The organism is Methylobacterium sp. Leaf361 (assembly GCF_001424445.1).
Classification (GTDB): domain Bacteria; phylum Pseudomonadota; class Alphaproteobacteria; order Rhizobiales; family Beijerinckiaceae; genus Methylobacterium.
On record NZ_LMPY01000038.1, the window covers coordinates 1 to 26,039 of the forward strand.

Below are 26,039 nucleotides of genomic sequence, written 5' to 3' on the forward strand. Positions count from 1 at the left end.
CCGTCGCCCGGGGCGATGGCGGCTGAGAGCCACCGACGCGGGCGCCGCCCCGTCCCCGGACCCGCACGGTCAGCCACCGGGCGGGCCCCCGAAGGACGGCCCGGGATCGCTCCCGGGCCGCCGCGGACAGGTGCGGTCAGGAAGCACAAAATAGGAACATTGTCAAGGCAAGCTGAGCGGTGCAGCGCGGTCGACGCGCCTCTCCGTCCTCGCGAGCGCAGCGAAGCGACCCAGGGCGGCGCAACATCGGCAGGCGGAGCGCCGCTGGCTCGCTTCGCTCCGCTCGCGAGGACGGCGGAACCGATCCCATGACCCGGAAACGATGTGAGAGTTGGGCGCGGGTCCCTCTCCCGTGCGGGAGAGGGATCGCGTCGCGGCGCGGCTGTGCCGACCGGCAGACTCCTGTCTTCCGGGCCTTTGCAACACGATCGGGAACGCGCCGTTGGCGGGTCCGGGTTCCGAGCTCGCCTGCGGCGCCCCGGAATGACGGGGCGGAGGCGGGCGACCGGTCAGTCCGCCCGCCGGAGGCGGCTCGCGAAGAAGCCGTCGAGGCCGCCGCGGGCGCCTTCCAACTCCGGCAGGTGGCACGGCAGCGTGCGCAGGTCGCCGCGGTCGTCGATCAGCGCCGCGGCGCCGCCGACCTCCTCGGGCCGGACCGGCACCCGCGCGTAGCGGGGATCGCGGGCCAGGAACGCCGCCACCTGCGCTTCGCCCTCTTCCGGCTCCAGCGAGCAGGTGCAGTAGACGAGGAGGCCGCCCGGCCGCACCAGCCCGGCCGCGTGGTCGAGGAGCTTCGCCTGGAGCGCGGCGAGCCGCCCGATATCGGCCTCGGCCTTCGTCCAGGCCACGTCCGGATGGCGCCGGATCGTCCCGGTGGCCGAGCACGGCGCGTCGAGCAGCACGGCGTCGTGGTCCTGCGGCTCCAGCGCGAGGGCGTCGGCGACCACGACGTCGACGGCGAAGCCGAGCCGCGCGACGTTCTCGCGCAGGCGCTCCAGCCGCGGTGCGGACCGATCGACCGCCGTGACCCGGGCGCCGGTGGCGGCGAGCTGCAGGGTCTTGCCGCCGGGCGCCGCGCAGAGGTCGAGGACGCGGGTGCCGTCCCGCGGCGCCAGGAGGCGGGCCGGCAGCGCCGCGGCGGCGTCCTGGACCCACCACGCTCCCTCCTGGAAGCCCGGCAGCTCGGGGATGGCCGGGCCGTTCTCGGGCAGGCGCAGGGAGCCGGTCGGCAGGGTCACGGCGCCGAGCCGCGCGGCCCAGTCGGCGGGCTCGCCCCGCGGGGTCAGGTCGATGGCGGCCCCCGCGAGGTGGGCGCGAGCGATCGCGGCCGCGCGCTCGGGCCCGTAGGCCGCGACCCAGCGGCGGGCGAGCCAGTCCGGGGTGTTGACCGCCAGGGCGTCGGCGTCCGCGGCCAGGATCGCGTCGCGCTCGCGGGCGACCCGGCGCAGCACCGCGTTGACGAGCCCGGCGAGATGGGCCGTGCGGGTATCCGCCTTGGCGAGCCGCACGGCGAGGTCGACCGCGGCGTGGTCGGGGACCGCGAGGTCGAGGATCTGGGCGGTCGCGGTGGCCAGCAGGGCCGTGAGCTGCGGCTTGGCCGCCGGGAGCCCGCGCTCGAGCCGCGCGGCCAGGGCGGCGCGGATCAGCCCGTAGCGGCGGAAGGTCGCCACCGCGATGGCCCGCGCCAGCCCGGCATCGGCCGGCGCCAGCGCCTCGGCGCGGATCGCCTGGGCGAGGGCGTCGTCGAGGGCGGGGGGGCGCTCCTGGCCGATCAGGGCCGCGACCGCCTGCATCGCCGCGCGGCGCGCCCCCAGTCCCGCGATGTCCGGACCGGTCCCGCCCGGTGCCGCTGCGTTCCGCGTGTTGCGGCCTGTGTCCCGCGATGCCACTTCTGCTCCAGATCCGACGTCTTCCGGACCCACGCCCTCACACCCGAGCGAGCGCGATGCAAGAGCCGACCGCAAGAGACCTGCACCGACAGGACCCGCACCGACAGGACCCGGCCGCGGAGGCCGGAGACGGCGCCGCCCCGCCCCGCATCCTCAGCCCGGCGGCCCAGCGCGCCCTCGCCGAGGCCGCCGAGCGCCGCGCGGCGATCGACGCCCGGGCCGCCGAGATCAGCGCCAAGCCCGAGCGCCAGGGGCGCGGCGGCCTGGAGCCGGTCCGCTACGACGACTGGGAGGTGAAGGGCCTCGCGGTCGACTTCTGAGAGATCCGCCGCGGGGCGCCTACTCGGCCGGGACCGCCAGCGGCGCGCCGGCCTCTTCCTCGGCCCGGGCCTCGGCGACGCCCGCCCCGAACCGCCGGTACCAGAGCCCGGTCAGGATCGGCACGAGGATCGAGGTGACGATGATGCAGATCGTCACCAGCACGGTGGCGGTCTGCGCCGAGGGGGCGAATTGCGGGGCGACGGCGGCGATCGCCAGCGGGTTGGCGGCCGCCGCCCCGGCAGTGGAGGAGGCGGCCAAGCCGGCCGTGCCCGTCCCGCCCCCGATCGCCCGGTCGGCCAGGATCAGCGGGATGCCGGTCAGGACGATCACCGCGAGCGCCAGCACGATGCCGAGCCCCGCGAGCGGCGAGAGCAGGTTGTTGAGGTCGACCGTGTTCCCCAGCGCGAAGGCGAAGAACGGGATCATCAGCTGGCCGCCGGGCGCGAACAGGGCCCGGAGCTTCGGGTCGAGGTTGCCGAGGGCGAAGCCGACCAGGAAGGGCAGCACCGCGCCCACGAAGATCTGCGGCTCGAAATGCGCCGCCCCGGAGGCGCCGAGGATGATCATGCTCATCAGCGGGCCGGACTCGATCGAGGTCAGAATGAAGGCGCCGGCCTCCTCGCGGCTGCCGTAGGTCTGCATCAGCGAGGCGTAGAGGCCGCCATTGGTCATATCCATGGCGCAGACGATCGCCAGGATCGACAGGCCGGCGAAGAAGCCGGTCTGGATGCCCTCGGGCGGGATGAACAGCCCGGCCACCAGCACGATCGCCCAGGCGGCGACGAGCTTGGTCGCCACCAGTGTGCCGGACTTGCGCAGCACCGTGCCGGTCGCCTTCAGGCTGACCGAGGCGCCCATGCAGAAGAACCAGACCGCCAGGATCGGGATCACGCCGGTCATGATCCCCTGCGTGAAGCCCTTGAAATAGGCCGGGGCGCCCGGCGCGAAGGTCTTGCACAGGGCCCCGAGCAGGAGCGGCATTAGCATCAGGCCGCCGGGAATCCTGTCGATCGCCGCCTTGATCTGCATGGCGCGTCCCTCCCGATCCGGGTCGTCCGCCGACGCGCCGGACCCGGGCGGGATCGCGGACGCCGCGCCGGCCCGCGCCTCTGTCGGGCGCCTCTCGGACCGGTGCGTCATCCTGTCGGGGCGCGGCGCGGGCCGTCAAGCGGCGCGCCGGCGCGGGGCTTGCCGAACGTGTCGCGCTGTCGGGCGCGGAACGTCGGGCGCCGGACCCCGTTGGCGAGGTTCACCGGAGGGAGGCGACGATGGCGACGACAGTATCGGCCCGGAGCGCGGCCGCGGGCCCGCACGGCGAGATCCACCTCGCCCGCGGCGAGCGGCTCGGCATGCGGATGTGGCGGGCCGAGGAGCCCAACGCCGACAAGCCGATGACCACCTCGGCGCACGAGACGGTCGGCTACGTCATCAGCGGCCGGGCCGAGCTCGTGCTGGAGGGCGAGACGATGGCGCTCGCGCCGGGCGATTCCTACTGCGTGCCGGCCGGCGCGGCGCACACCTACCGGATCCTGGAGACCTTCACGGCCGTCGAGGCGACCGCCCCGCCGGCCGGGTGAGGCCGGCGGGCCTCAGTGGGTCATGTAGACCTGCGTGCCGACATCGACCCGCGCGTAGAGGTCGACCACGTCCTGATTGTACATCCGGATGCAGCCGTAGGACGCGTAGGTGCCCACCGAGTTCGGCCGGTTGGTGCCGTGGATCGCGTACTCGCCGCCCGCGAGCGTCATCGCCGCCGCCCCCATGGGATTGTGCGGCGAGCCGCCCGCGATGAGGTTCGGCAACCGCGGGTTGTCGCGCTTCACCTCCGCGGGGGGCGACCAGGCGGGGGCGACGTACTTGCCGTCGATCGGCTTGATGCCGAACCACTGCTTGCCGGGACGGCCCACCGCCACGGGATAGCGGATCGCCGTGCCGTCGCCGTTCACCAGGTAGAGCTTGCGCTGCGACACGCTGATCACCACCGAGCCCGGCGCGACGCCGTTGGCAAAGGGGACGATCTCGCGCGCCTGCGCCGCCTGGAAACAACCGGCCAGCATTGCACCGGCCAAACCGAATAGAGCCGCCACCCGACCCGACATCACCGCGATCCTCGCAAAGCTAGACTAGACGCGGGCAAGTAATCCCCGGCCGAGCTTACCGTTCCGAGAAAAGCTATGGTTGACGCGGGGTCATTCTGCGGATCCGCGGGGCACGGTAAAAGAGCAACCACGAACCAGAGTGTACGGGCCGTTGCCGCGCGGCGGGGCCGCCGCTCCGCGCGCGTCTCAGCGCTCGTGGAGTTCGCTCCCGCGCCGGTCCTCCGACTGCCAGCCGTGGCGCTCCAGTTCCGGGTCGAGATGCTCCTCCACCGGGTAGCCGACGCAGAGATAGGCCACGAGCCGCCACGTCTCCGGCACGGCCAGGATCGCCGCGACCGCCTCCGGCTCCAGGATCGAGACCCAGCCGACGCCGAGGCCGCGGGCCCGGGCGGCGAGCCAGAAACACTGCACCGCCCCCACGACCGAGTAGGCCAGGGTCTCCGGCATGCTAGCCCGGCCGAGGCCGAGGCCGGTCTCGGTGGCCACGTCGCAGAAGGCGGCCAGATGGACCGGCGCCTCCCGCAGGCCGGCGAGCTTCAGGCCGCGGTACTGCGCGGCCCGGTCGGTCGCGTAGCCCGCGGCCGCGGCTTCGTTGCAGCCGGCGAAGTTCTCCGCGACCGCGCGGCGGCGTCCCGGATCCGCGACCCGCACGAAGCGCCAGGGCCGGCTGTTGCCGACCGAGGGGGCCCGGTGGGCCGCCGCGAGGCAGGCGCGCAGGGCGTCCTCGTCGACCGGATCCGTCCGGAAGCGGCGCACGTCGCGGCGCCACGCGAACAGCGCGTCGAGGTCGTGCAGGAAGGCGGCGTCGAAGGCGGGCGGGCCCATGATGCGGCTGGCATAGCCGCAACCCCGGCCCGACGGGAAACGGAAAAAAGGCCGCCCGAGGGGCGGCCTGAAGTCTTGGGTCTCGAAACCTCGGAGTGCCGGATCCTGGGATCCCGAGCGGCGACCGATGGCTGGGGAGCTGGGTGTCGGTCGCCGACCGGGCAGAACCCGGCGAGGTTCGACGCCTGTTGTCGCGCCGCAACGCGGCCTGCAAAAGGCGTGAATCGGGCCAAACCGTGTTTTTTGTCGCTTGGGCGTGTCTCGCGGGACACGGCGCGCGCGACCCTTGCGGGCCGCGGCGGCGAGGCCCATCATCCGGCAAAGCATCGATGCACGGGAGCCGTGATGACCGAGAGGACGAGCGCCGGGTCGAGGCCCGACGAAGCGGCGGGCCATGTCATCCCCTTCCCCGCCCGCGCGGCCCCTCCGCAGATCGCCTTCAACCGGGACGAGCTCCGCACGATCTTCAACCTCTACGGCCGGCAGGTTGCCGCGGGCGAGTGGCGCGACTACGCCCTCGATTTCCGCCGCGACAAGGCAGTGTTCTCGATCTACCGGCGCTCCTCCGAGATGCCGCTCTACCGCATCGAGAAGGATCCCAAGCTCGCCCGGCGCCAGGGGGCCTACGCCGTCGTCGCCGCGAGCGGCCAGATCCTGAAGCGCGGCACCGAGCTAGCCCGGGTGATCGCCGTGCTGGAATCGGCACCGGCGGCGGTCTGACGGCGCCCGCTCAGGACAGTGACAGGCGCCGGACGGTCGCGGCGATCTCGGCTACCGCCTCCGGCGCCAGGGGCCGGATCGGCCGCGGCGGCTCGGCGCGGCACAGGCCCATGAGATCGGCCAGGGCGTAGACCACCCGCAGGCTGGAATGCGTCCGGAACAGCCTCCAGAGGGGCTCCAGCTCGGCGTTGAGGGCGCGGGCCCGCTCGGTCTCGCCCGCCGCCACGGCCCGGACGATCGCCAGGCAGGTCCGGGGAAACAGGCCGCCCGCCACGCTGAACCACGCCGCGCCGCCGGCGATCAGCGCCTCGGTGACGTTCCAGTCGCCGCTGAAGCCGATGGGGAAGCCCGCTGGGACGGCCTCCCGCAGGGCCGCGATCCCGGCGGCGGCCCGCGCCGGCTCCGGTGCGGCGCACTTGGCGGCCACGATCCCGGGCTGGCGGGCGATCCGGCCGATCAGCGCCGGCGTGAAGTGGAAATGCGTGGTCGCGGGGTTGTCGTAGAGGACGAGGGGCAGGCCACCCGCCTCCCCTACGGTCGCGAAATGCGCCTCGACCTCCGCCTCGGTGAGCGGCGTGTACGAGACGGGGGCGAGGAGCCCGGCATCCGCGCCGGCCGCCCGCGCGTCCTGCGCGAGGCGGACGGCCTCGTCGGTGCGCAGGGCGCCGATGCCGACGAGGAGCGGGACCCGTCCGGCCACGGCCTCGGCGGCGATCGCCACCGCCCGGCGCCGCTCCTCGCGGCTCAGGTACGCGTAGGTCCCGGTGCTGCCGAGGAGGCCGATCGAGTCGACCCCGGCGGCCGCCAGGGGCTCCAGCAACCGGCGCAGCGCTTCCGCGTCGACGCGGCCGTCTGCGTCGCTCGGGGTGATCGGGAAAGCGGAGAGGCCGGAGAGGTCGGAGAGCGCGGGCATGGTCCGAGCCTAGCGCATCCGCGCGCGGCGGCCAGGCAAAAAGAAACCCCGGCGGTGTCCCGCCGGGGTTCCCTCGTCCCGTCTTGTTCGGGCTGGCTTATCGGCGGTCGCCGATCAGGCTCAGCAGGAACTGGAACATGTTGATGAAGTCGAGATAGAGCGTCAGGGCGCCGTTCACCGACATCTTGGCCGCCATCTCGCCGTCGAAGCCGCCGTAGAGATACATCTCCTTGAGCTTCTGGGTGTCGTAGGCGGTCAGGCCCGCGAAGATCAGCACGCCCAGCACCGAGATGGCGAACTGGAGGGCCGACGAGGCGAAGAAGATATTCACCAGCGACGCGAGGATGATGCCGATCAGGCCCATCATCAGGAACGAGCCCATGCCGGAGAGGCTGCGCCGGGTGGTGTAGCCCCACAGGCTGAGCGAGCCGAAGGCCGCCGCCGTGATGAAGAACACCTGCACCACGCTGCCCCCGGTGAACACCAGGAGGAGCGAGGACATCGAGGCGCCCATCACCGCCGCGAAGGCCCAGAACATCGTCCGCGCGGACGAGGCCGACATCCGGTCCATCCGCATGGAGAAGACGAAGATGAACGCCAGCGGGGCGAGCATCAGGACCCACTTCAGCGGGCTGAGGTAGAGGGTCTGACCGAACGGGGTCAGGATCGGGCGGGTGCCCTGGTAGGCCGCCACGGAGGCCATGTTCAGGCCGAGCGCGACGAGACCCGAGATGCCGAGCCCGACGATCATATTGTTGTAGACGCCGAGCATGAAGGTGCGCAGGCCCTGATCGACCTCGACCTGGGTGCCGGCGTAGCCGGTCGGCTGCTGGGCGCCGTACCGGAAGGGGCTGTTCTCGAATGCCATGGGAGTTTCCTTGCGGAGGCTCTCTCAGCGTGGTGTTCGGTCGAGGCCCACGCAGGACCTCTGGCGCCGGGCTGGCGCCTCGGTCGGGAATATGTTGCGCCCGAAGCCGCGACACAAGTCCCCGGCCACGGTTCTGGGGCCGCTTTTCCGTGTCCGGCGGATGTATTTTTGTCCATCTGGGCCGGGATTAAAATGCATTCCGCTCCGTCGTCGGGTTGTTCGACTGACGGTTGCCGCCGTCCAGGCGTTTCGATGCGCCCGCGCGAAGTCTTAACGGCTTCCTTATGCCACGTGCGTCCGCGTGCGCCCCGGTTTCTCCGGTCCGGACCGCCGAATCCCGGCGGGTTCGTGCCTGCACGGTGGATCCGCAGTCTCGGAGATCCGCTCTCCGGCGCGCGGGATCTGGGCCGCCCGGGAGGGGCGGTTCAGTGCGTCATCCGGCGGGCCAGGGCGCGACCCAGACCGAGCAGCATCAGGTCGGCGGCCGCCCGCACCTCCGCGGGCATGTCGTCGGTGAGCGTCTCCTTGAGCGCGACGGCGAGGTCGGCCGCCCGCTCCAGCGGGTCGCCGCCCGCCATGGGCCTGCCGACCACGTAGCGGTCGCCGCCGTCGCGGATCTCGGTGATGTCCATCAGGATGCCGTGCGAGCGCTGCGGCTCGCCGTCCTCGTTCCGATGGGTCCGCCCCCGGCTGAGGAGCCAGCGCACGGTGCCGTCCGCCTTGAACACGCGGTACTCGGCAAGGACCAGCCCGCTCGACCGGACGGCCCGGAGCATGTGGTCCATCAACCACGTCATGTCCTCGGGATGCACCGCGGCCAGCGCCATCGGCCCGTTGATCGGACGGTCGGCGAGGTCGGAATTGCCGGTCAGCAGCCGGGCCGCGCCCGCGTCGTAGACGACCACGCCGCGGACGTGGTCCCACTCCCAGGTTCCCACAACGCACGAGGCTTCGAGAGCCGCCCGGAGACGGTCGGCGTTCTCCGCGTAGCCATCGATGACGTTGATGCGCATGGTGGACGGTCCCCCCGGGCCGCTCGAAGCTCGAATGTCTAGCTCCGTACCAATCTTCCGGCGAAATGACAAAGAGTTCACTTGCGAATACCCCTTCACGGGGGCACTTCTTGTCATGGTTGGGAAATTTTCCCCCGTCGCGAGTGATTCGAGGGGCCGCCATGGATGAGAACGGACTCGAATTCCTGCGGACGATTGCTGACCGGAAGGTGGAATCCTCCGCCGCGCGCGCGCTGAACAGGATTGCGCAGTCCCTCGATTTGCCGATCGAGGCGTTCTACGGTTCCGATCACTGCGGATCTGTGGACCGTCCGGCCATCGAGCGGGAGACGGAGCGGCTGCTGATGCTGGTCGGGGTCCACCTGCGCCGACTCGATCCTGCGGCGCGGAGGCGATTCGGTGAGGCGGTCCAAGCTCTGGTCGGCCCCGAACCGACCGAGGCATGCGCGCGCACCGCGGAGAATGCGGAGCGCGGCGACCCGTGAGCGCGGGGTCCGACGGTTGGAAGCCCCTCCCCCACGGACCGAGGGCTTCGATATCCTGCCGGACCGTCTCCGGCCGGGCGCGGTCCGCCGCTCTCGACGGCCTCGATTGCGGCCTCCGCCGGGGCTGAACCGGATACGGAGCCTGCGGGATCGGCCTCCGTCAGGTCTGCCGGAGATACGGCGCCGGCTTCTGCCCCAGGATCCGCCACGTACCGACGAGCCCGAGGAGGATCGCCAGCGCCACCGCGGCCACGGCCGCGACCAGCGCGCCCGACAGGTCGAGGCGGAAGTCGAGGTGCATGACCTTGGCGACGATCACCCAGCCGGCGAGCGTCCCGGCCAGGAGGCCGAACAGCGCCGTGGCGAGCCCGAGCGCGGCGTATTCGAGGGCGTAGGCGGTCAGCAGCCGCGCCCGGCTCGCGCCCAGCACCTTGAGCACGACGGCGTCGTAGAGCCGCGCCCGGTGCCCGGCCGCGATGGCGCCGGCCAGCACGAACAGGCTCGCCAGCACCGCCACGGCGCTCGCCCCCCGGATCGCCAGGACCAGCCGGCCGACGAGGTCCCCGATCGCGTCGAGGGCATCCTTCACCCGCACGGCGCTCACCGACGGGAAGGTCTTGGCGACGTCGCGCAGGATGCGGTTCTCGGCGGAAGCGTCGGTGCCGCCGGGCAGGGTCAGCGTCGCGAGGTCGGAATGCGGCGCGCCCCGGAAGGTGCCCGGCGAGAACACCATCACGAAGTTGATGCCGAGGTTGCGCCACTCCACCCGGCGCAGGTTGAAGATCGTCGCGGTGAGGTCGCGCCCGAGCACGTTCACCGTCACGGTGTCGCCGAGCTTCAAGCCGAGCTGGCGGGCGAGGTCGGCCTCGAAGGAGACCAGCGGCTTCGCGCCCTGCTCCGGGCTCCACCACGCCCCCGCGGTGAGGCTGGAGCCGTCCGGCACCGTGTCGGCGTAGGTGATGCCCCGGTCGCCGTCGAGCACCCAGGCGGCGTCCTCCGGGGGGCGGATCTTGCTCGCCGGCACGCCGTTCAGGGCGACGATCCGGCCGCGCATCATCGGCACGTCCTCGATCTTCCCGCTCGAGGCCGAGCGCGCCAGGAACTCGCGGAACTGGGCGGCGTCCCGGGAGGGAATGTCCAGGAAGAAGAGATTCGGCGCCCGGGCCGGCAGGGTCGCGCTGATCGTGCGGCGGACATTGGCGTCGATCAGGCTGAGCGTCACGAGGAGCGTCACGCCGAGGCCGAGCGACAGGACGATGGCGGGCGTCAGGGCGCCGGGCCGGTGCAGGTTGGCGAGCGCCATCCGGGGCGCCGGCCAGCGCGGGTGCGGCAGGCGGCGGGCGAGCGCCATCAGGCCGAGCGCCACCAGATGCAGCAGGCCGAACGCGATGGCTGCGGCCGCGATGAAGATCAGCGCGACGCGCCGGTCGAAGGCGGTCGCCACCGACAGGCCGACCAGGGCCGCGAGGCTGACGGCGAGCCAGATCCGGTAGCGCCAGCGCGGGCTGACGCGGGCCGGGTCGACCGTGTCGCGGAACAGCCCGGAGACCGGCACGTCGTGGGCGCGGCCGAGCGGCGTGATCGCGAAGGCGAAGGCCGTGATCAGCCCGTAGGCGGCCGCGAGCGCCAGCTCCCCGGGGGCGAGCGTCGGGTTCAGCGGCAGCGGCAGGTCGGCGGAGAACAGGGCGTCGAGGAGGAAGGGCAGGCTCGCGCCGATCGCGAGGCCGATCAGGGTGCCGAGGCCGGCGATCAGCATCACCTGCGTCAGGTACAGGGCGACCACCTGCGAGCCCGGCGCGCCGACGCTCTTGAGCGTCGCGATCGAGGGCCGCTTGCGCTCCACGAAGGCGTGGACGGCGTTGCCGACCCCGACGCCGCCGACGATCAGCGCGGTGAGTCCCACCAGGGTCAGGAACTGCGTGAAGCGCTCGATGCTCTTGGCGAAGCGCGGGTCGGCGTTGGTGCGCGAGCGGATCTCCCAGCCGGCCTCGGGGGTGGCGGCGCGGATCCGGGCCTGCGCCGCGTCGAGGTCGGCGTCCGGCGTGCCGGGCGGCAGGACCAGACGGTAGCTCCAGCGGTTGAGGCTGCCGGGCTGGACGAGGCCGGTGGCGCGGAGCGTCGGCTCGGAGACCATCAGCCGCGGACCGAAGCCGATGCCGCCGGCGATCTTGTCGGGCTCGGACACGATGGTGCCGCGGATCGCCACGTCGTGCCCGGCGAGCGCGATCCGGTCGCCGACCTTGACGTCGAGGCGGGTGAGCAGGGCCGGGTCGGCCAGCGCCCCCGGCACCCCGTCGCGCTCCGCCAGCAGGTCGGCGAGGCGGCCCGGCGGGTCGGTCGCGAGGTCGCCGGCGGCCGGATAGGTGGCGGGGTCGACGGCCTTCAGCTCGACCAGGGCCGCGTCGCCGCTGCCCGCCACCGCCATGGCCCGCAGGGAGGCGACGATGTCGAGGCGGCCTTCGCGCGCCAGCGCCTGCCTCTCCGCGTCGGTCGCCTCGCGGTTGATGAGGTTGAAGGCGAGGTCGCCGCCGAGGATGCGCCGGCCCTCCCGGCCGAGCCCGTCCGAGAGCGAGCGCGAGATCGACGCCACGCCCGCGATGGCCATGACGCCCAGCGCGATGCAGGCGAGGAACACCGCGAAGCCGTCGAGCCCGGCCCGCAACTCGCGCAGCGCGAGGCGCAGGGTGAGCGGGATCCGGCGGGGCGCGGGTTCGGGGCGGGTGATCGTGCCGTGCATCAGGCGGTCACCGCCTCCTCGATCCGCCCCGAGCGCAGGCGCACGGTGCGGTCGCACAGGCGGGCGAGGCCGTTGTCGTGGGTGACGAGGACCAGCGTCGCGCCGCGGTCGCGCTTCAGCCGGAACAGCAGGTCGACGATCTGGCGGCCGGTGGCCTCGTCGAGGTTGCCGGTGGGCTCGTCGGCGACCAGGATCGCCGGGTCGGGGGCGACCGCCCGGGCGATGGCGACGCGCTGCTGCTCGCCGCCGGAGAGCTGCGCCGGGTAATGGTGCAGCCGGTGCCCGAGGCCGACCGCCTCCAGCTCGGCGCGTGCCCGCTCCAGGGCGCCGGGCCGGTCGGCGAGTTCGAGCGGAAGGGCCACGTTCTCGAGCGCCGTCATGGTCGGCACGAGGTGGAAGGCCTGGAACACGATGCCGATCCGGCGCCCGCGGAACCGCGCCAGCGCGTCCTCGTCGAGGCGGACGAGATCGGTGTCCTCGATGACGACGCCGCCGGAATCGGGCCGCTCCAGCCCGGCCATCACCATCAGCAGCGTCGACTTGCCGGAGCCGGACGGGCCGACGAGGCCGACCGCCTCGCCGCGGTCGACATTCAGCGAGATGCCGCGCAGGACGTGGACGCGGGCGGCGCCGCGGCCGAGGCTGAGATCGATGTCCGACAGCGCGATCGCGGGCTCGCGCAGCACCTTGCCTTGGCTCACCGGTGAGCCGATCTGTGGGCGATGACGAGCATGGCGCGCGAGGTCCTCACGTGGGGTCGATCCCTTCGGCTTCGATCTTGGCTCTACGGGCCGCGGGTGCACCGCGATATGGGTTCGGCATTGGGGCCGCGCCATGACGCGCGCGCTGTGTTCCGGCGCACGGCCCTGTATGCCGCAGCGCTAGCGCTCCTGATGGTCCCTTTCATGACAGCCGTCGCGCCGGGAGCGCGGGCCGCGCCCGGCGGGCCGGTCAAGCTCGTCGCCCTCGGCGACAGCCTGACCGCGGGCTACAAACTCCCGGCCGACGCCGCCTTCCCGACCGTGCTGGAGCGCCTGCTCAAGGCCAGGGGCGCGGACGTGACGGTCGCCAATGCCGGCGTCTCCGGCGACACCGCCACGGGCGGCCTCGACCGGGTCGACTGGTCTGTCCCGGACGGGACCGCGGGCGTGATCCTCGAACTCGGCGCCAACGACATGCTGCGCGGCACCGACCCGAAGGTCACCGAGGGCGCGCTCTCGGCGATCATCGAGCGGCTGAAGGCCCGGGGCATCCCGGTCCTGCTCGCCGGCATGCAGGCCGCGCCCAACCTCGGGCCGGACTACAAGGCGCGGTTCGACGCGATCTACCCGGCGCTCGCCGAGCGCTACGGCCTGACCCTCTACCCGTTCTTCCTCGACGGGATCATCGGCGACCGGGCGCAGCACCTCGACGACATGATCCACCCGAACCGGCAGGGCGTGGAGACCATCGCTTCCCGCATGCTGCCGACGGTGGAGGGTTTCCTGGGGAGCCTCCGGCAGGGGGCGTCGCGGTAGTGCCGCGCCTGTTCACCGGCCTCGCCGTGCCGCCCGCGATCGCCGACGCGCTCAGGGCCTGGCAGGGCGGCCTGCCCGGGGCCCGCTGGATCGAGCCCGGCGACTTCCACGTGACCGTGCGGTTCATCGGCGACGTCGACGCGACCACGGCCGACGACGTGGTGGAGGCGCTGTCCGAGATGCGGGTCCGCCCGGCCCTGACGGTGACGCTCGACGGCCTCGGCATCTTCGGCGGCGACAGGCCGCGGGCGCTCTACGCCTCGGTGGTGCCGGAGGCGGAGCTGATGGATCTCCAGGCCGAGCAGGAGCGGCTCGTGCGCCGGGCCGGGGTCGAGCCGGAGCGGCGGAAATTCACCCCGCACGTGACCCTGGCGCGCCTCCGGCGCGACGCCACGCCGGAGGCGGCGGCGATGTACCTGTCGCAGGCGCCGGTCTTCGCGCCGCTGATTTACACGTCGGACCGGGTGACGCTGTTCTCGGCGCGGGACTCGACCGGCGGCGGTCCGTACGTGGCGGAGGCGGAGTTCGCGTTCGCGTGATGCGCCTGGGCTCGGTCGTTCACGTCCTTGCGAGCGAAGCGAAGCAATCCAGAGTCGGCGACATCGCCCCGAACGTCGCGCTGCCCTGGGTCACTTCGCGTCGCTCGTGATGACGGAGGTTCGGTCTTCATGCGGGCCGATCGCGCGATCGGCCCGAACCGGCCTACAACCGCCGCAGGGCCACGCTCTCGATCCGGTGGCTCGCGCCCTTGGTCAGGATCAGGCTCGCCCGCTGGCGGGTCGGCACGATGTTCTCGCGCAGGTTCGGCAGGTTGATCGTCGTCCAGAGCCGGTCGGCGATGTCGAGGGCCTCGGTCTCGGCGATCTCGGCGTATTTCCGGAAGTACGAGCGCGGGTCGCGGAACGCCGTCTGCCGCAGCTTCATGAAGCGCGTGACGTACCAGCGGTGCAGGTCGTCCTCGTGGCCGTCGAGATAGATCGAGAAGTCGAAGAAGTCGGACACGAACGGGATCGCGGTCCCGTCGCGCGGCAGGCGGGCGGGCTGGAGCACGTTCAGGCCCTCGACGATCAGGATGTCGGGGCTCTCCACGACCCGCTCCTCCCCGGGCACCCGGTCGTAGACGAGGTGCGAGTAGAGCGGCGCGGTCACGCGCTTGTGGCCGGCCTTCACGTCGTGGAGGAAGCGCAGCAGCGCGGCGGTGTCGTAGCTCTCCGGGAAACCCTTGCGCTCCATCAGCCCGTTGGCGGCGAGTTCGGCGTTGGGCAGCAGGAACCCGTCGGTGGTGACGAGGTCGACCTTCGGGGTGTTGGGCCAGCGCGCCAGCAGGGCGGTCAGGATGCGGGCGGTCGTGGACTTGCCCACCGCCACCGACCCAGCGAGCCCGATGATGTAGGGCGCCTTGGTCTCGCGCTCGGCCATCAGGAAGCGCTGCGTCGCCTTGAACAGGCCCTGCGTCGCCGCGACGTACAGGGCGAGCAGACGGGACAGCGGCAGGTAGATCGCCACCACCTCCTCGACCGAGATCGGGTCGTTGATCGATTGCAGCCGCTCCAGGTCTTCCTGGTTGAGGGTGAGCGGCGTGTCGGCGCGCAGCTGCGCCCATTCCTCGCGGCTGAAGCGGCGATACGGCGAGAGCCGGTCGGACGCTTCGAGGATCGCCTCGACCGAGCCCGGCAGCGCGGCCGCGTTCACGCGTGGCGCCTCGCGGCCTTCTCGGCGATGCCGCTCTGGGCCGTGCGACGCTCCAGCTCCGCCATCACGGCATCGAGCTCGACCCCGCCCGCCCGGAGCAGCACGACGAGGTGGTAGAGCACGTCGGCGGCCTCGTTCCGCAGGCCGGTCTTGTCGCCCTGCACGGCCGCGATCGCCGCCTCCACCGCCTCCTCGCCGAGCTTCTTGGCCGCCTTGGCGGGGCCCTCGGACAGGAGCTTGGCCGTGTAGGAGGTGGCCGGATCGGTCCCGGCACGGCTCGCCACGAGGGCGGCGAGGTCGGCGAGCGTGTAGGCGGTCATGAAGCGATCTGCATGTTGCGACGGCCCCTTATACAGATCAGGGCCGGATTTCGGCAGGAAACTGCGCCACGGCCGCTCGGCGGGCAAGCGGAGCGGGTGAAGGCCGCCCGGCTTTGTCTGGGGATCACCCGTTGTCTTGGGTTCACCCGTTCGGCAGGTGCCGCGCCAGCGCTTCCAGCACGGCCATGCGGACGGCGACGCCCATCTCGACCTGCTCGCGGATCAGCGACTGCGCCCCGTCGGCGATCTCGGAGGAGATCTCGACGCCGCGGTTCATCGGCCCCGGATGCATCACCAGGGCGTCGGGCTTGGCGAGCGCCAGCTTCTCGCCGTCGAGGCCGAAGTATCGGAAATACTCCTTCACGGACGGCACGAACGAGCCGTTCATGCGCTCCCGCTGGAGGCGCAGCATCATCACGATGTCGCAGCCGACGAGGCCCTTGCGCATGTCCGTGAAGGTCTCGACGCCGAAGCGCTCGATCCCGGAGGGCAGCAGCGTCGAGGGCGCGATCAGGCGGACCCGCGCGCCCATGGCCTGGAGCAGGATGATATTGGATCGCGCCACCCGCGAGTGCAGGACGTCGCCGCAGATCGCCACCTGCAGGCCCTCGATCCGGCCCTTGTTGCGGCGGATGGTGAGCGCGTCGAGGAGGGCCTGAGTCGGGTGCTCGTGGGCGCCGTCGCCGGCATTGACCACCGCGCAGTCGACCTTGCGGGCGAGCAGGTGAACGGCGCCCGCCGATTCGTGACGGACCACGATGATGTCGGGCCGCATGGCATTGAGCGTCGCGGCGGTGTCGATCAGGGTCTCGCCCTTCTTCACCGAGGACGAGGCCACCGACATGTTCATCACGTCGGCGCCGAGCCGCTTGCCGGCGAGCTCGAAGGACGATTGCGTCCGCGTCGAGGGCTCGAAGAACAGGTTGATCTGCGTGCGGCCCCGCAGGGTCGTGCGCTTCTTCTCCACCTGCCGCGAGATGTCGACGGCGGATTCGGCGGCGTCGAGCAGCCCCTCGATGTCGGGCCGGGTCAGGCCCTCGATGCCGAGGAGGTGCCGGTGCGGGAAGGCCGGGGTCGGAGGCGTCGTCATGATGAGGCCCGGGTGTAGGTGCGGCGCGCCCGGGGGGCAAGGCTGTTCGGCGCTCATCCCGGTTCAGTCATGACGCTCGCTCCGTCAGGGGCTGCGGGCGTCACGGGTTCGAGGCCCAGGCTGTCCGTCCGGCGGCAGGAGGGGGCGCGTCGCGCTCCGTCATCGACGGCGCGCGCCCATCGGCGCAGTCGCACTTCGAGAGGCGGCTGCGGCCTTTTTCCCGGCGGATGGTAACCGCCCGCCCCCGCGCCACGTATCTGCCCGAACGGTCGGGATTCGTACGCTCCCGACCCCGCGCCGCTTGCCCGGGATCCAGACGCTTGGCCGCCTCCCCTGCCCTCGAAGCCCCCGAGACCGTCGACCGGCAGGGGCGCCGCTGGTTCTACCGCCACCCGCTGGTCATCCGGCTGGCGCACTGGATCAACGCCGCGGTGCTGCTGGTGCTGCTGATGAGCGGCCTGCAGATCTTCAACGCCCACCCGGCGCTCTACTGGGGTTCGGTCTCGACCTTCGACAATCCGTCGCTCGCCATCACCAGCGAGCCCGGCCGCGACGGCACGACCCGCGGCGTCGTGACGGTCGGTTCCCACACCCTCGACACGACCGGCGTGCTCGGCCTGTCGAGGGAGGGCGGCACCGAGGTGGAGCGCGCCTTCCCGTCCTGGGCGACGCTGCCGGCCAACCAGGACCTCGCGACCGGGCGGCGCTGGCACTTCCTGTTCGCGTGGCTCCTCGTGATCAACGGGGCGGTCTACCTGCTCTACGGCCTGGTCTCGGGCCAGCTCCGCCGCCGCCTGATCCCCGACGGCGACCAGATCCGCGACTTCGGCGGCTCCGTGAAGGAGCACCTGCTCCTGCGCTTCCCCGAGGGCACCGAGGCCAAGCGCTACAACGTCATCCAGAAGCTCACCTACCTCGTCCTCGTGCTCGGCCTGCTGCCCGCGATGGTGCTCGCCGGCCTCGCCATGTCGCCCGGGATGGACGCCGCGTGGCCCTGGCTGACCGAGCTGTTCGGCGGCCGGCAATCGGCGCGCAGCGTCCACTTCATCGCCGCCGGGCTGATCGTGCTGTTCGTGGTGGTCCACGTGCTGCTCGTGGTCGTCTCCGGGCTCGTCAACAACATGCGCGGCATGATCACCGGCTGGTTCAGCCTCGGCCGCGACCGGGAGACCGCGCGATGATCCTCCACCGCCGCAAGCTCCTCACCGCGGGCGCCGGCCTGATGGGCACCGCGCTGCTGGCCGGCTGCGACAAGTTCGCCGGGACCGAGACGGGGCAGCGCACCCTCAAGGTCGGCGAGGACGCCAATGAATACGTCCAGCGCCTGCTGATGTCGCCGACGACCCTGGCCCGGGAATTCCCGGCCTCGATGATCTCGCCCTGGTTCAAGCCGAACGGCACGATCGACCCGCCGGACCGCGCCTACCGGGCGCTGGCGGCGCGGAACTTCTCGGACTTCAAGCTCTCCGTCGACGGGCTGGTCCAGACGCCGCTGTCGCTGAGCCTCGCGGACCTGCGCGCCCTACCCGCCCGCACCCAGATCACGCGGCACGATTGCGTGGAGGGCTGGAGCTGCATCGGGCAATGGGGCGGCGTGCCGCTCGCCGAGGTGCTCAAGAAGGCCGGGCTGAAGCCGCAGGCGCGCTACGCGGTGTTCCACTGCGCCGACACGCTGGAGTTCGAGGCCGGTCCCAAGGGCGGTGGCAGAGGGCGCGACCAGGGCGCGTCCCTCTGGCGCCCGACCCATCCGGGCGCGGTGCGCGAGGCTTACGTGCAGCTCGCCGCCGCCGACGATTGGGGCGGCCCGGCCACCGCGACCGACGCGCCCAAGGACGATTGGGGCCAGGGCAGCCCGGCCCCGGAGCCCGAGCCGGCGGGGATCCCGATCCGCTACTACGAGAGCATCGACCTCTACGACGCCTTCAACCCGCAGACGATCTTGGCCTACGACCTCAACGGCAAGCCGCTGCCCGTCTCGAACGGCGCGCCCCTGCGGCTGCGGGTCGAGCGCCAGCTCGGTTACAAGCAGGCCAAGTACGTGATGCGGGTCGAGATGGTGGAGTCGCTCGCCGGGATCGGCCAGGGCAGCGGCGGCTACTGGGAAGACCGCGGCTACGAGTGGTACGCGGGGATCTGACCGCTCAGCGCGGTGTCTCTCCGCGCCCGCGTTCGACCGCCTCCAACAGCAGGGCATTGACGCGCGCCTGCCAGCCGGGCCCCTGCGCGCGGAAATGCGCGGCCACGTCCGGAAGGAGACGGATCGTGTCCGATCCGTCAGCCATTTCAGGAGCCATGTCGGGTGGTCCGCGCCGCACGAACCGGTCGCCGGAATAGAAGTCGGCGCGCTCGAGCATCGCATCCGTCAGCTCGGGGATCTCGTCGTACTCCTCCGACGTGATCGCGTGCGCGTCCATCTTGACGAGGTCGCTCTTCACCGGGGCCTCAGCGGATGAGCGGTGCGTAGCGCTTCTGCTCCCTGGCATTGGCCTTCCTCATCGAGAAAAAATGGTGATCCTGGTCCCGAGGCGTCCAGATCACGATGACCATGCGGCCAGCCAGGACGCCGACCGTGACGAGACGGATCTCGCCTTAGTCCTGACGGACATCCTCGAACGTGAACGTCCGGCCCGCGAACACCAGTGCCGCATCCTCGAAGTCGAGCCCGCGTTCCGCGCGGGTCCGACTGCGCTTGGCCGGATCGTAGGTGACCGCCATCGCGCACCGTTCATATAAGCCGCTCGCGCGGCTTACGACGAGTCCCTCGGGCGAGGCTTGCGCGGATTCGCGATTTGACAACCCGCCGCCCGTGACCCACTTGTGCCCGGCGCGCGGCCCCGGCCCGACGGCGGGCATACGTCCCACGCGAATCTCGAGCAGAATTCGTCCGTCGCGCCCAGGCTCCGTCAGGGGCAGAGGTCTGAATGAAAGTCGTCGTCGTCGAGTCGCCGGCCAAAGCCAAGACGATCAACAAGTATCTCGGCCGCGACTATGAAGTCATCGCCTCCTTCGGGCATATCCGCGACCTGCCGCCCAAGGACGGCTCGGTGGATCCCGAGCAGGACTTCCACATGGTCTGGGAGCTGGCCGACCGCGGGGCGAGCCGGGTCTCGGAGATCGCCAAGGCGGTCAAGGGCGCCGACAAGCTGATCCTCGCCACCGACCCGGATCGCGAGGGCGAGGCGATCTCCTGGCACGTGCTGGAGGCGCTCACCGCCCGCAAGGCGCTCAAGGGCATCCCGGTCGAGCGCGTGACCTTCAACGCCATCACCAAGGCGTCGGTCGAGCAGGCGATGCGCAAGCCGCGGGAGATCGACCAGGCGCTGGTCGACGCCTACCTGGCGCGCCGGGCGCTCGATTACCTCGTCGGCTTCAACCTCTCGCCGGTCCTGTGGCGCAAGCTGCCGGGCGCCCGCTCGGCCGGGCGCGTGCAGTCCGTGGCGCTCCGGCTCGTGGTCGAGCGCGAGATGGAGATCGAGCGGTTCAAGCCGCGCGAGTACTGGACGCTCATCGCCACGCTGACGACCGCCGATGGCGCGACCTTCGAGGCCCGCCTCGTGGGCGCCGACGGCAAGCGGATCCAGCGCATCGACGTCGGCACGGGCGAGGAGGCGGCCGCCTTCAAGCGCGACCTCGAGCTCGCGACCTTCCAGGTGGCGAGCGTCGAGGCGAAGCCCGCCAAGCGCCACCCGCAGCCGCCCTTCACGACCTCGACCCTCCAGCAGGAGGCCTCCCGCAAGCTCGGGATGGCGCCGGCCCAGACCATGCGGGTCGCCCAGCGGCTCTACGAGGGCGTCGATATCGGCGGCGAGACGGTCGGCATCATCACCTACATGCGGACCGACGGCGTCGACATGGCGCCGGAGGCGATCCAGGACGCCCGCCGGGTGATCGGCAAGGAGTTCGGCGACCGCTACGTGCCGGACGTTCCGCGCAAGTACAGCGTCAAGGCCAAGAACGCCCAGGAGGCCCACGAGGCGGTGCGCCCCACCGACATGGGCCGCCTGCCCAAGATGGTGGCGCGCCACCTCGAGCCCGAGCAGGCCCGGCTCTACGAGCTGATCTGGACCCGCACCATGGCCAGCCAGATGGAATCGGCCGAACTGGAGCGGACCACCGTCGACGTCACCGCCAAGGTCGGACCGCGGACCATCGACCTGCGCGCCACCGGCCAGGTGGTGAAGTTCGACGGCTTCCTGACCCTCTACCAGGAGGGCAAGGACGACGAGGAGGACGAGGAGAGCCGCCGCCTGCCGCCCATGAAGGCCGGCGACTCGCTCGCCCGCGAGCGGATCAGCTCGACCCAGCACTTCACCGAGCCGCCGCCGCGCTACTCCGAGGCGAGCCTCGTGAAGCGCATGGAGGAGCTCGGCATCGGCCGCCCGTCGACCTATGCCGCGGTTCTCCAGACCTTGCGGGATCGCGAATACGTCAAGATCGAGAAGAAGCGGCTGCAGCCGGAGGACAAGGGGCGGCTCGTCACGGGCTTCCTCGAGAGCTTCTTCCGGCGCTACGTCGAGTACGACTTCACCGCCGGCCTCGAGGAGCAGCTCGACCGGGTCTCCAACGCCGAGATCGACTGGCGGGCGGTGCTGCGCGACTTCTGGCGCGACTTCTCCGCGGCGATCGGCGAGACCAAGGAGCTGCGCGTCGCCGACGTGCTGGAGGCGCTGAACGGCCTCCTCGGCCCGCACATCTTCCCCGACAAGGGCGACGGCTCGAACCCGCGCACCTGCCCGACCTGCGGCTCGGGCCAGCTGTCGCTGAAGCTCGGCAAGTTCGGCGCGTTCATCGGCTGCTCGAACTACCCGGAGTGCAAGTACACCCGGCAGCTCTCGGCCTCGGGCGTCGACGGCGACGGTGACGGCTCCTCGGCCGAGGGCGGCCAGCCGGGCGTGCGGGTGCTGGGCGACGATCCCGCGACCGGCCTGCCGGTGACGCTGCGTGACGGCCGGTTCGGACCGTTCCTCCAGCTCGGCGAGGCCTCCGCCGAGAAGGGCGCCGAGAAGCCGAAGCGCTCGTCGCTGCCCAAGGGGCTCAGCCCCTCGGACGTGGATCTCAACAAGGCGCTGGCCCTGCTGGCGCTGCCGCGCGAGGTGGCCCGCCACCCCGAGACCGGCGAGCCGATCCTGGCCAATCTCGGCCGGTTCGGACCCTACGTGCAGCACGGGAAAACCTACGCCAATCTCGGCAAGGACGACGACGTGCTGGAGATCGGGGCTAACCGCGCCATCGACCTGATCGTCGCCAAGGAGCAGGGCGGCGGACGCGGCCGCCCGGCCGCCGATCCGGGCCGGCCGCTCGGCAAGGACGAGGCCAGCGGCCGCGATCTCGTGGTCAAGGCCGGCAAGTACGGGCCCTACGTCACGGACGGCGAGGTCAACGCCACGCTGCCGAAGACGATGAGCGCCGAGGCGCTGACCCTCGACGAGGCGATCGCCCTGATGAACGCCAAGCGCGCCGCGGGCGGCGGCAAGCCGGCGAAGCGCGGGGCGGTCCGGAAAGGGTCGGCGCGGGCCGCGAGCGGCGACAAGCCGGCGGCGAAGAAGACCGCCGCGAAGAAGCCTGCGGCCAAGAAGGCGGCGGCGAAGACGTCGAGCGCGGGCTGAAGCGTTCGTGGACGAGGCTGAGGCGGGCCGGCAAGCCCGCCCGTCCTTGCGAGCGGAGCGAAGCAATCCAGTGCAGCGCGAGGCGTTCGAACGTGGCGCCGGCTGGGTTGCTTCGCTCCGCTCGCAAGGACGTGGCAGAGGCAGCGTTGCCGCCCCTCACCGCGGGTTGCGGTCAGCGATCGGGTTCAGACCAAGTAGGTGATCGTCGCCGCGACCGCAGTCGCGAAGGTCGCCAAGGTGATCGTGGTGGCATTGACCAGCGCCCGCCCGGCCGGCGCGACAGCCGCGTCATCGTCGCAGCCGAAGGCGGCGCCGGCCGCGTGCTCGAAGCGGATCAACGTGAGGCGGCGGGCCTCGATCGCGGCGTCGCTCATGGACTGCGGCTCCCTGACCACGGTCAAGATTTATCTCCGCCACCAACGTCGATCGTCCCGTTCTGTTCCGGGCGTCGCCTGTGGAAGCCGGGCATGCGGGTCACGAGAAAGCCTTAACCCATTGTTGTGCAACGTCGTGATGACGGCCCGGCGCGCGGAACCGTGTGCCGACACGGACGCGGCCCTCGCTCGCGGCGGCGCAGCATGCGATGATGCGACCGCCTCGCCGCAGGGCGAACGGCTTTGATGTTTATGGTTTGTTCCGCTATCATGCGGGGATGAAGGCGCATGCTCCACGACCCGAGACCCGTCCCAAGACCCGTCTGCGCGAAGCCGAGCCGGCCGACGCGCCGCGCGCCAGGAGACCGCGCGTGAGCGATCCGGCGCGGGACCTGTTCGGGCCGGGCGGCAAGGGCGCGGCGGCCCGCCCGCCCGAGCCGCGGCGGCGGCTGGATTCGGCGGCCTCCGTGGCGACGCTCGCGGCCGCCGAGCCGGAGGGCGGCTACACCGCCTCCGACATCGAGGTGCTGGAGGGGCTGGAGCCCGTCCGGCGCCGGCCCGGCATGTATATCGGCGGCACCGACGAGCGGGCGCTGCACCACCTGTTCGCCGAGGTGATCGACAACTCGATGGACGAGGCGGTCGCCGGCCATGCCAGCTTCATCGAGGTGGAGCTGGAGGAATCTGGCGCCCTCGTGGTGACCGACAACGGCCGCGGCATCCCCGTCGACCCGCACCCGAAATTTCCCGGCAAGTCGGCGCTCGAGGTCATCATGACCACGCTGCACGCCGGCGGGAAGTTCGACTCGAAGGTCTACGAGACCTCGGGCGGCCTGCACGGCGTCGGCATCTCGGTGGTGAACGCGCTCTCAGACCTGCTCGAGGTCGAGGTGGCGCGCAACCAGACCCTCTACCGCCAGACCTTCTCGCGCGGTCATGCCCAAGGGGCCTTGGAACTGGTCGGCCGGGTGCAGAACCGCCGCGGCACCCGCGTGCGCTTCCACCCGGACGCCCAGATCTTCGGCTCGCTGAAGTTCGACCCGCGCCGCCTGTTCAAGATGGCGCGCTCCAAGGCCTACCTGTTCGGCGGCGTCGAGATCCGCTGGCGCTGCGCCCCTGCCCTCCTCGAGGGGCTGGAGGACGTGCCGGCCGAGGCGGTGCACCGCTTCCCCGACGGGCTGCGCGACTACCTCGCCCGCGACATCGACGGGAAGGAACTCGTCACCGACGCCATGTTCTCCGGCAAGATCACCAAGCCGGGCTCGCACGGGTCGCTCGAATGGGCGGTGGCCTGGATGGTCGCCGAGGACGGGATCTCGCACTCCTACTGCAACACGATCCCGACGCCCGAGGGCGGCACCCACGAGGCCGGCCTGCGCGTCGCCCTGCTGCGCGGCCTGCGCGAGCATGCCGAGCGGGTGAACCAGGCCAAGCGCATGACGGCGGTGACCACCGACGACGTCATGGCGACCTGCGCGTCGATGCTCTCGGTCTTCATCCGCGAGCCGGAGTTCCAGGGCCAGACCAAGGACAAGCTCGCCACCGTGGAGGCCCAGCGCATCGTCGAGACGGCGGTGCGCGACGCCTTCGACCACTGGCTCGCCGCCTCCCCGGCCCAGGCCAACAAGCTCCTCGACTGGGTGATCGACCGGGCCGAGGAGCGCCTGCGCCGCCGCCAGGAGAAGGAGGTCGCCCGCAAGAGCGCGACCCGCAAGCTGCGCCTGCCCGGCAAGCTCGCCGACTGCTCGGCGGCCGGCACCGCGGGCTCGGAGATCTTCATCGTCGAGGGCGACTCGGCCGGCGGCTCGGCCAAGCAGGCCCGGGACCGGGCGACCCAGGCGATCCTGCCGCTGCGCGGCAAGATCCTGAACGTCGCCTCGGCCTCGCGCGACAAGCTCGGCGCCAACCAGCTGATCTCGGATCTCACCCTGGCGCTCGGCTGCGGCACCGGTTCGGCCTTCCGCGAGGCGGACCTGCGCTACGAGAAGGTGATCATCATGACGGACGCCGACGTCGACGGCGCCCACATCGCCTCGCTGCTGATCACCTTCTTCTACCGCCAGATGCCGAGGCTGATCGACCGCGGCCACCTCTACCTCGCGATCCCGCCGCTCTATCGGCTGCAGCAGGGCTCGAAGGTGGCCTATGCCCGGGACGACGCGGATCGGGAGCGGATCGTCAAGACCGTGTTCAAGGGCGGCAAGGTCGAGATCGGGCGGTTCAAGGGCCTCGGCGAGATGATGCCGGCCCAGCTCAAGGAAACCACCATGGATCCGAAGAAGCGCACATTGCTGCGCGTCGCGGTCCTGGACGAGGCCCGGGAATCGACCGGCGACACGGTCGAGCGCCTGATGGGCAACAAGCCCGAGGCGCGCTTCGCCTTCATCAGCGAGCGCGCGGCCTTCGCCGAGGGCGCCGACCTCGACATTTGACGCCGGAGCGCCGGCGCGGCCGCGCCGCGTCGGTCGATGGCGCCGCGCCGTCATCGCGAGCGCAGCGAAGCAACCCAGCAGCGCCACGTTCACCGAAGTCGCGCTGCCCTGGATTGCTTCGCTGCGCTCGCAAAGACGGGTGACGGGTTTCGGTCGCGCCTTATCGGGGCGGCGCGATCACCTTGGCCGGGTCGAAGGGCTGGGCCGCCGCCACCGTGTCCTTGCCCATGTTGAGGACCGCCGAGAAGCGGTCGCCGCCGGGACGCAGCACGAGGGCGCCCGGCTCGACCGCGATGAGCTTGCTGCCGAGGCCGAGGAAGCCGCCGACGTCGATCACGACGGCCTTGAGCGTCCCGCCGTCGGCGATGAGCAGATCCTCGATCTTGCCGACGCTGTCGCCGGCGGCGTTGCGTACCGTCACGCCGATCATCTTCGTGGTCAGGAAGGTGACGGGCTTGAGCCCCTGACGCTTGGCCGCGTCCTCGGCGCTTGCCGCCTCCGTCAGCCGCCCGCCCCCCTTGCCGTCCGTCGAGGTTCCCGGTCCCGTGGCCGGCAGGATCGTGTCCTTGCCGATCACGCTGGCGTCCTGCGCGGAGGCCGGCGCGTTCGCGAGGCCGAGGGCCGCGAGCGACAGGAGAAGGATTCGGCTTCGCATGGCTGATCGCTCCGCGCGCCCGGTCCCTGCGTGGAAGGCCCTGTCCGGGTCACTGAGGGGCGCCGCGGTCTCAATCGCGGGCGGCCCGCGCGGTTCCGGCCCTCCCTGTCGCACCCGCCGAGGTCGCTTCGCTGTCCCGAAACGCGAAAGGGCCCGGCCTTGCGGCCGGGCCCTTCGGGAGCGCGGAGCCGGCAGAGCCGGCTCCGGCATCCGGTCTCAGTACGAGCCGAACTTGTAGTTCAGGCCGGCGCGGACGACGGCGAACTCGGTCTTGGCGGCGGCGCCGTTGAGGTAGGCGGTGCCGTTCGGGGGCAGGAGGTTGCCGTAGAACACGCCGCCGGCCGAGTTCTTCTGGCGGTCGAGGCTGACGTACAGGCCTTCGACCTTCAGCGTGACGGCCGAGGAGCGGAAGAAGTTCAGGAACGAGTCGGTGGGCAGGGCGTACTCGACGCCGCCGCCGGCGGCCCAGCCGGTGCGGAAGCT

The 26,039-nt window shown here is 71.7% G+C and carries 26 protein-coding genes and 1 pseudogene; 10 read left to right on the plus strand and 17 right to left on the minus strand.

Going from position 1 to position 26,039, the window contains the following annotated elements; all coding sequences use genetic code 11:
* Positions 1-509: 509 nt before the first annotated feature.
* A complete protein-coding gene (locus tag ASG32_RS22945) occupies positions 510-1,889 on the minus strand; it encodes an RsmB/NOP family class I SAM-dependent RNA methyltransferase (protein ID WP_170855276.1) in 1,380 nt (459 codons plus the stop codon).
* 56 nt (positions 1,890-1,945) lie between these two features.
* Here ASG32_RS22945 and ASG32_RS35340 point away from each other — a divergent pair, with 56 nt between their 5' ends.
* On the plus strand, positions 1,946-2,209 hold the full coding sequence (locus ASG32_RS35340) for a DUF1674 domain-containing protein (RefSeq protein WP_056531163.1): 264 nt from the start codon (positions 1,946-1,948) through the stop codon (positions 2,207-2,209).
* Between the two features lie 19 nt (positions 2,210-2,228).
* Here the strand turns inward: ASG32_RS35340 and ASG32_RS22955 are convergent, their stop codons facing one another.
* Positions 2,229-3,239 (minus strand): 2-keto-3-deoxygluconate permease, encoded by a 1,011-nt coding sequence (locus ASG32_RS22955; protein ID WP_056531165.1) that lies wholly within the window; start codon positions 3,237-3,239, stop codon positions 2,229-2,231.
* Positions 3,240-3,478: 239 nt separating this feature from the next.
* On the opposite strand from ASG32_RS22955, the gene ASG32_RS22960 reads away from it, so the two are divergent.
* Entirely contained in the window at positions 3,479-3,787 is a 309-nt protein-coding gene (locus tag ASG32_RS22960; RefSeq protein ID WP_056531170.1) for a cupin domain-containing protein, read from the plus strand.
* A 12-nt stretch (positions 3,788-3,799) separates the two neighbouring features.
* Here ASG32_RS22960 and ASG32_RS22965 read toward each other — a convergent pair whose 3' ends face one another.
* Both ASG32_RS22965 and bluB read right to left on the minus strand, forming a co-directional pair.
* Positions 3,800-4,267, minus strand: coding sequence for a L,D-transpeptidase (locus ASG32_RS22965; protein ID WP_234080996.1), 468 nt, complete (start codon positions 4,265-4,267; stop codon positions 3,800-3,802).
* 228 nt (positions 4,268-4,495) lie between these two features.
* Positions 4,496-5,134, minus strand: coding sequence for a 5,6-dimethylbenzimidazole synthase (bluB, locus tag ASG32_RS22970; RefSeq protein ID WP_056531173.1), 639 nt, complete (start codon positions 5,132-5,134; stop codon positions 4,496-4,498).
* 345 nt (positions 5,135-5,479) lie between these two features.
* On the opposite strand from bluB, the gene ASG32_RS22975 reads away from it, so the two are divergent.
* Entirely contained in the window at positions 5,480-5,854 is a 375-nt protein-coding gene (locus ASG32_RS22975; protein ID WP_056531176.1) for a DUF2794 domain-containing protein, read from the plus strand.
* Positions 5,855-5,864: 10 nt separating this feature from the next.
* On the opposite strand, the gene ASG32_RS22980 is transcribed toward ASG32_RS22975, so the two are convergent.
* From ASG32_RS22980 to ASG32_RS22990, 3 genes are all read right to left on the minus strand, one after another.
* On the minus strand, positions 5,865-6,767 hold the full coding sequence (locus ASG32_RS22980; RefSeq protein ID WP_056531179.1) for a dihydrodipicolinate synthase family protein: 903 nt from the start codon (positions 6,765-6,767) through the stop codon (positions 5,865-5,867).
* A 97-nt stretch (positions 6,768-6,864) separates the two neighbouring features.
* Complete coding sequence (locus ASG32_RS22985) at positions 6,865-7,635, minus strand: Bax inhibitor-1/YccA family protein (RefSeq protein ID WP_020095346.1); 771 nt, start codon at positions 7,633-7,635, stop codon at positions 6,865-6,867.
* 425 nt (positions 7,636-8,060) lie between these two features.
* Entirely contained in the window at positions 8,061-8,648 is a 588-nt protein-coding gene (locus tag ASG32_RS22990) for a PAS domain-containing protein (protein ID WP_056531182.1), read from the minus strand.
* Between the two features lie 161 nt (positions 8,649-8,809).
* Between ASG32_RS22990 and ASG32_RS22995 the strand changes: the two genes are divergently transcribed.
* A complete protein-coding gene (locus tag ASG32_RS22995) occupies positions 8,810-9,133 on the plus strand; it encodes a hypothetical protein (protein ID WP_056531185.1) in 324 nt (107 codons plus the stop codon).
* A 160-nt stretch (positions 9,134-9,293) separates the two neighbouring features.
* On the opposite strand, the gene ASG32_RS23000 is transcribed toward ASG32_RS22995, so the two are convergent.
* Complete coding sequence (locus ASG32_RS23000) at positions 9,294-11,870, minus strand: FtsX-like permease family protein (RefSeq protein ID WP_056531188.1); 2,577 nt, start codon at positions 11,868-11,870, stop codon at positions 9,294-9,296.
* A complete protein-coding gene (locus ASG32_RS23005) occupies positions 11,870-12,553 on the minus strand; it encodes an ABC transporter ATP-binding protein (RefSeq protein WP_085986741.1) in 684 nt (227 codons plus the stop codon). The genes ASG32_RS23000 and ASG32_RS23005 overlap by 1 nt, the downstream gene beginning before the upstream one ends.
* A gap of 222 nt (positions 12,554-12,775) precedes the next feature.
* On the opposite strand from ASG32_RS23005, the gene ASG32_RS23010 reads away from it, so the two are divergent.
* Positions 12,776-13,387 (plus strand): arylesterase, encoded by a 612-nt coding sequence (locus tag ASG32_RS23010; RefSeq protein ID WP_056531191.1) that lies wholly within the window; start codon positions 12,776-12,778, stop codon positions 13,385-13,387.
* Entirely contained in the window at positions 13,387-13,926 is a 540-nt protein-coding gene (thpR, locus tag ASG32_RS23015) for an RNA 2',3'-cyclic phosphodiesterase (RefSeq protein WP_056531194.1), read from the plus strand. Before ASG32_RS23010 ends, thpR begins: the two co-directional genes overlap by 1 nt.
* A 163-nt stretch (positions 13,927-14,089) precedes the next feature.
* Here the strand turns inward: thpR and coaA are convergent, their stop codons facing one another.
* The 3 genes from coaA to ASG32_RS23030 all read right to left on the minus strand — a co-directional run bounded on the left by coaA (position 14,090) and on the right by ASG32_RS23030 (position 16,489).
* Positions 14,090-15,079 carry a type I pantothenate kinase gene (gene coaA / locus ASG32_RS23020; RefSeq protein WP_020095339.1) on the minus strand — a complete coding sequence of 330 codons (990 nt, stop codon included), beginning with the start codon at positions 15,077-15,079 and terminating at the stop codon, positions 14,090-14,092.
* Entirely contained in the window at positions 15,076-15,399 is a 324-nt protein-coding gene (locus ASG32_RS23025) for a phosphoribosyl-ATP diphosphatase (RefSeq protein WP_020095338.1), read from the minus strand. Before ASG32_RS23025 ends, coaA begins: the two co-directional genes overlap by 4 nt.
* A gap of 142 nt (positions 15,400-15,541) precedes the next feature.
* Positions 15,542-16,489 carry an aspartate carbamoyltransferase catalytic subunit gene (locus ASG32_RS23030; protein WP_026605274.1) on the minus strand — a complete coding sequence of 316 codons (948 nt, stop codon included), beginning with the start codon at positions 16,487-16,489 and terminating at the stop codon, positions 15,542-15,544.
* Between the two features lie 320 nt (positions 16,490-16,809).
* Here ASG32_RS23030 and ASG32_RS23035 point away from each other — a divergent pair, with 320 nt between their 5' ends.
* Both ASG32_RS23035 and ASG32_RS23040 read left to right on the plus strand, forming a co-directional pair.
* A complete protein-coding gene (locus ASG32_RS23035; protein ID WP_056531198.1) occupies positions 16,810-17,670 on the plus strand; it encodes a cytochrome b/b6 domain-containing protein in 861 nt (286 codons plus the stop codon).
* The gene (locus ASG32_RS23040) at positions 17,667-18,626 is read left to right on the plus strand and encodes a molybdopterin-dependent oxidoreductase (protein ID WP_056531201.1); all 960 of its coding nucleotides are present in this window, start codon (positions 17,667-17,669) and stop codon (positions 18,624-18,626) included. The genes ASG32_RS23035 and ASG32_RS23040 overlap by 4 nt, the downstream gene beginning before the upstream one ends.
* Positions 18,627-18,630: 4 nt before the next feature.
* Here the strand turns inward: ASG32_RS23040 and ASG32_RS23045 are convergent, their stop codons facing one another.
* Complete coding sequence (locus tag ASG32_RS23045; protein ID WP_244492143.1) at positions 18,631-18,924, minus strand: BrnA antitoxin family protein; 294 nt, start codon at positions 18,922-18,924, stop codon at positions 18,631-18,633.
* A gap of 154 nt (positions 18,925-19,078) precedes the next feature.
* The gene (locus ASG32_RS35835; protein ID WP_348271898.1) at positions 19,079-19,204 is read right to left on the minus strand and encodes a hypothetical protein; all 126 of its coding nucleotides are present in this window, start codon (positions 19,202-19,204) and stop codon (positions 19,079-19,081) included.
* A 206-nt stretch (positions 19,205-19,410) separates the two neighbouring features.
* Between ASG32_RS35835 and topA the strand changes: the two genes are divergently transcribed.
* The gene (gene topA, locus ASG32_RS23055; protein WP_056531206.1) at positions 19,411-22,095 is read left to right on the plus strand and encodes a type I DNA topoisomerase; all 2,685 of its coding nucleotides are present in this window, start codon (positions 19,411-19,413) and stop codon (positions 22,093-22,095) included.
* A 185-nt stretch (positions 22,096-22,280) separates the two neighbouring features.
* On the opposite strand, the gene ASG32_RS23060 is transcribed toward topA, so the two are convergent.
* Entirely contained in the window at positions 22,281-22,469 is a 189-nt protein-coding gene (locus ASG32_RS23060; RefSeq protein ID WP_056531209.1) for a hypothetical protein, read from the minus strand.
* A gap of 371 nt (positions 22,470-22,840) precedes the next feature.
* Between ASG32_RS23060 and parE the strand changes: the two genes are divergently transcribed.
* On the plus strand, positions 22,841-24,901 hold the full coding sequence (gene parE, locus ASG32_RS23065; RefSeq protein ID WP_056531212.1) for a DNA topoisomerase IV subunit B: 2,061 nt from the start codon (positions 22,841-22,843) through the stop codon (positions 24,899-24,901).
* A gap of 160 nt (positions 24,902-25,061) precedes the next feature.
* Here the strand turns inward: parE and ASG32_RS23070 are convergent, their stop codons facing one another.
* Together ASG32_RS23070 and ASG32_RS23075 are read right to left on the minus strand one after the other, a co-directional pair.
* Positions 25,062-25,556: a PRC-barrel domain-containing protein gene (locus ASG32_RS23070; RefSeq protein ID WP_020095331.1), complete on the minus strand. Its 495-nt coding sequence runs from the start codon at positions 25,554-25,556 to the stop codon at positions 25,062-25,064.
* Positions 25,557-25,772: 216 nt separating this feature from the next.
* A pseudogene (locus ASG32_RS23075) lies at positions 25,773-26,039 on the minus strand (porin family protein); the annotation flags it as partial.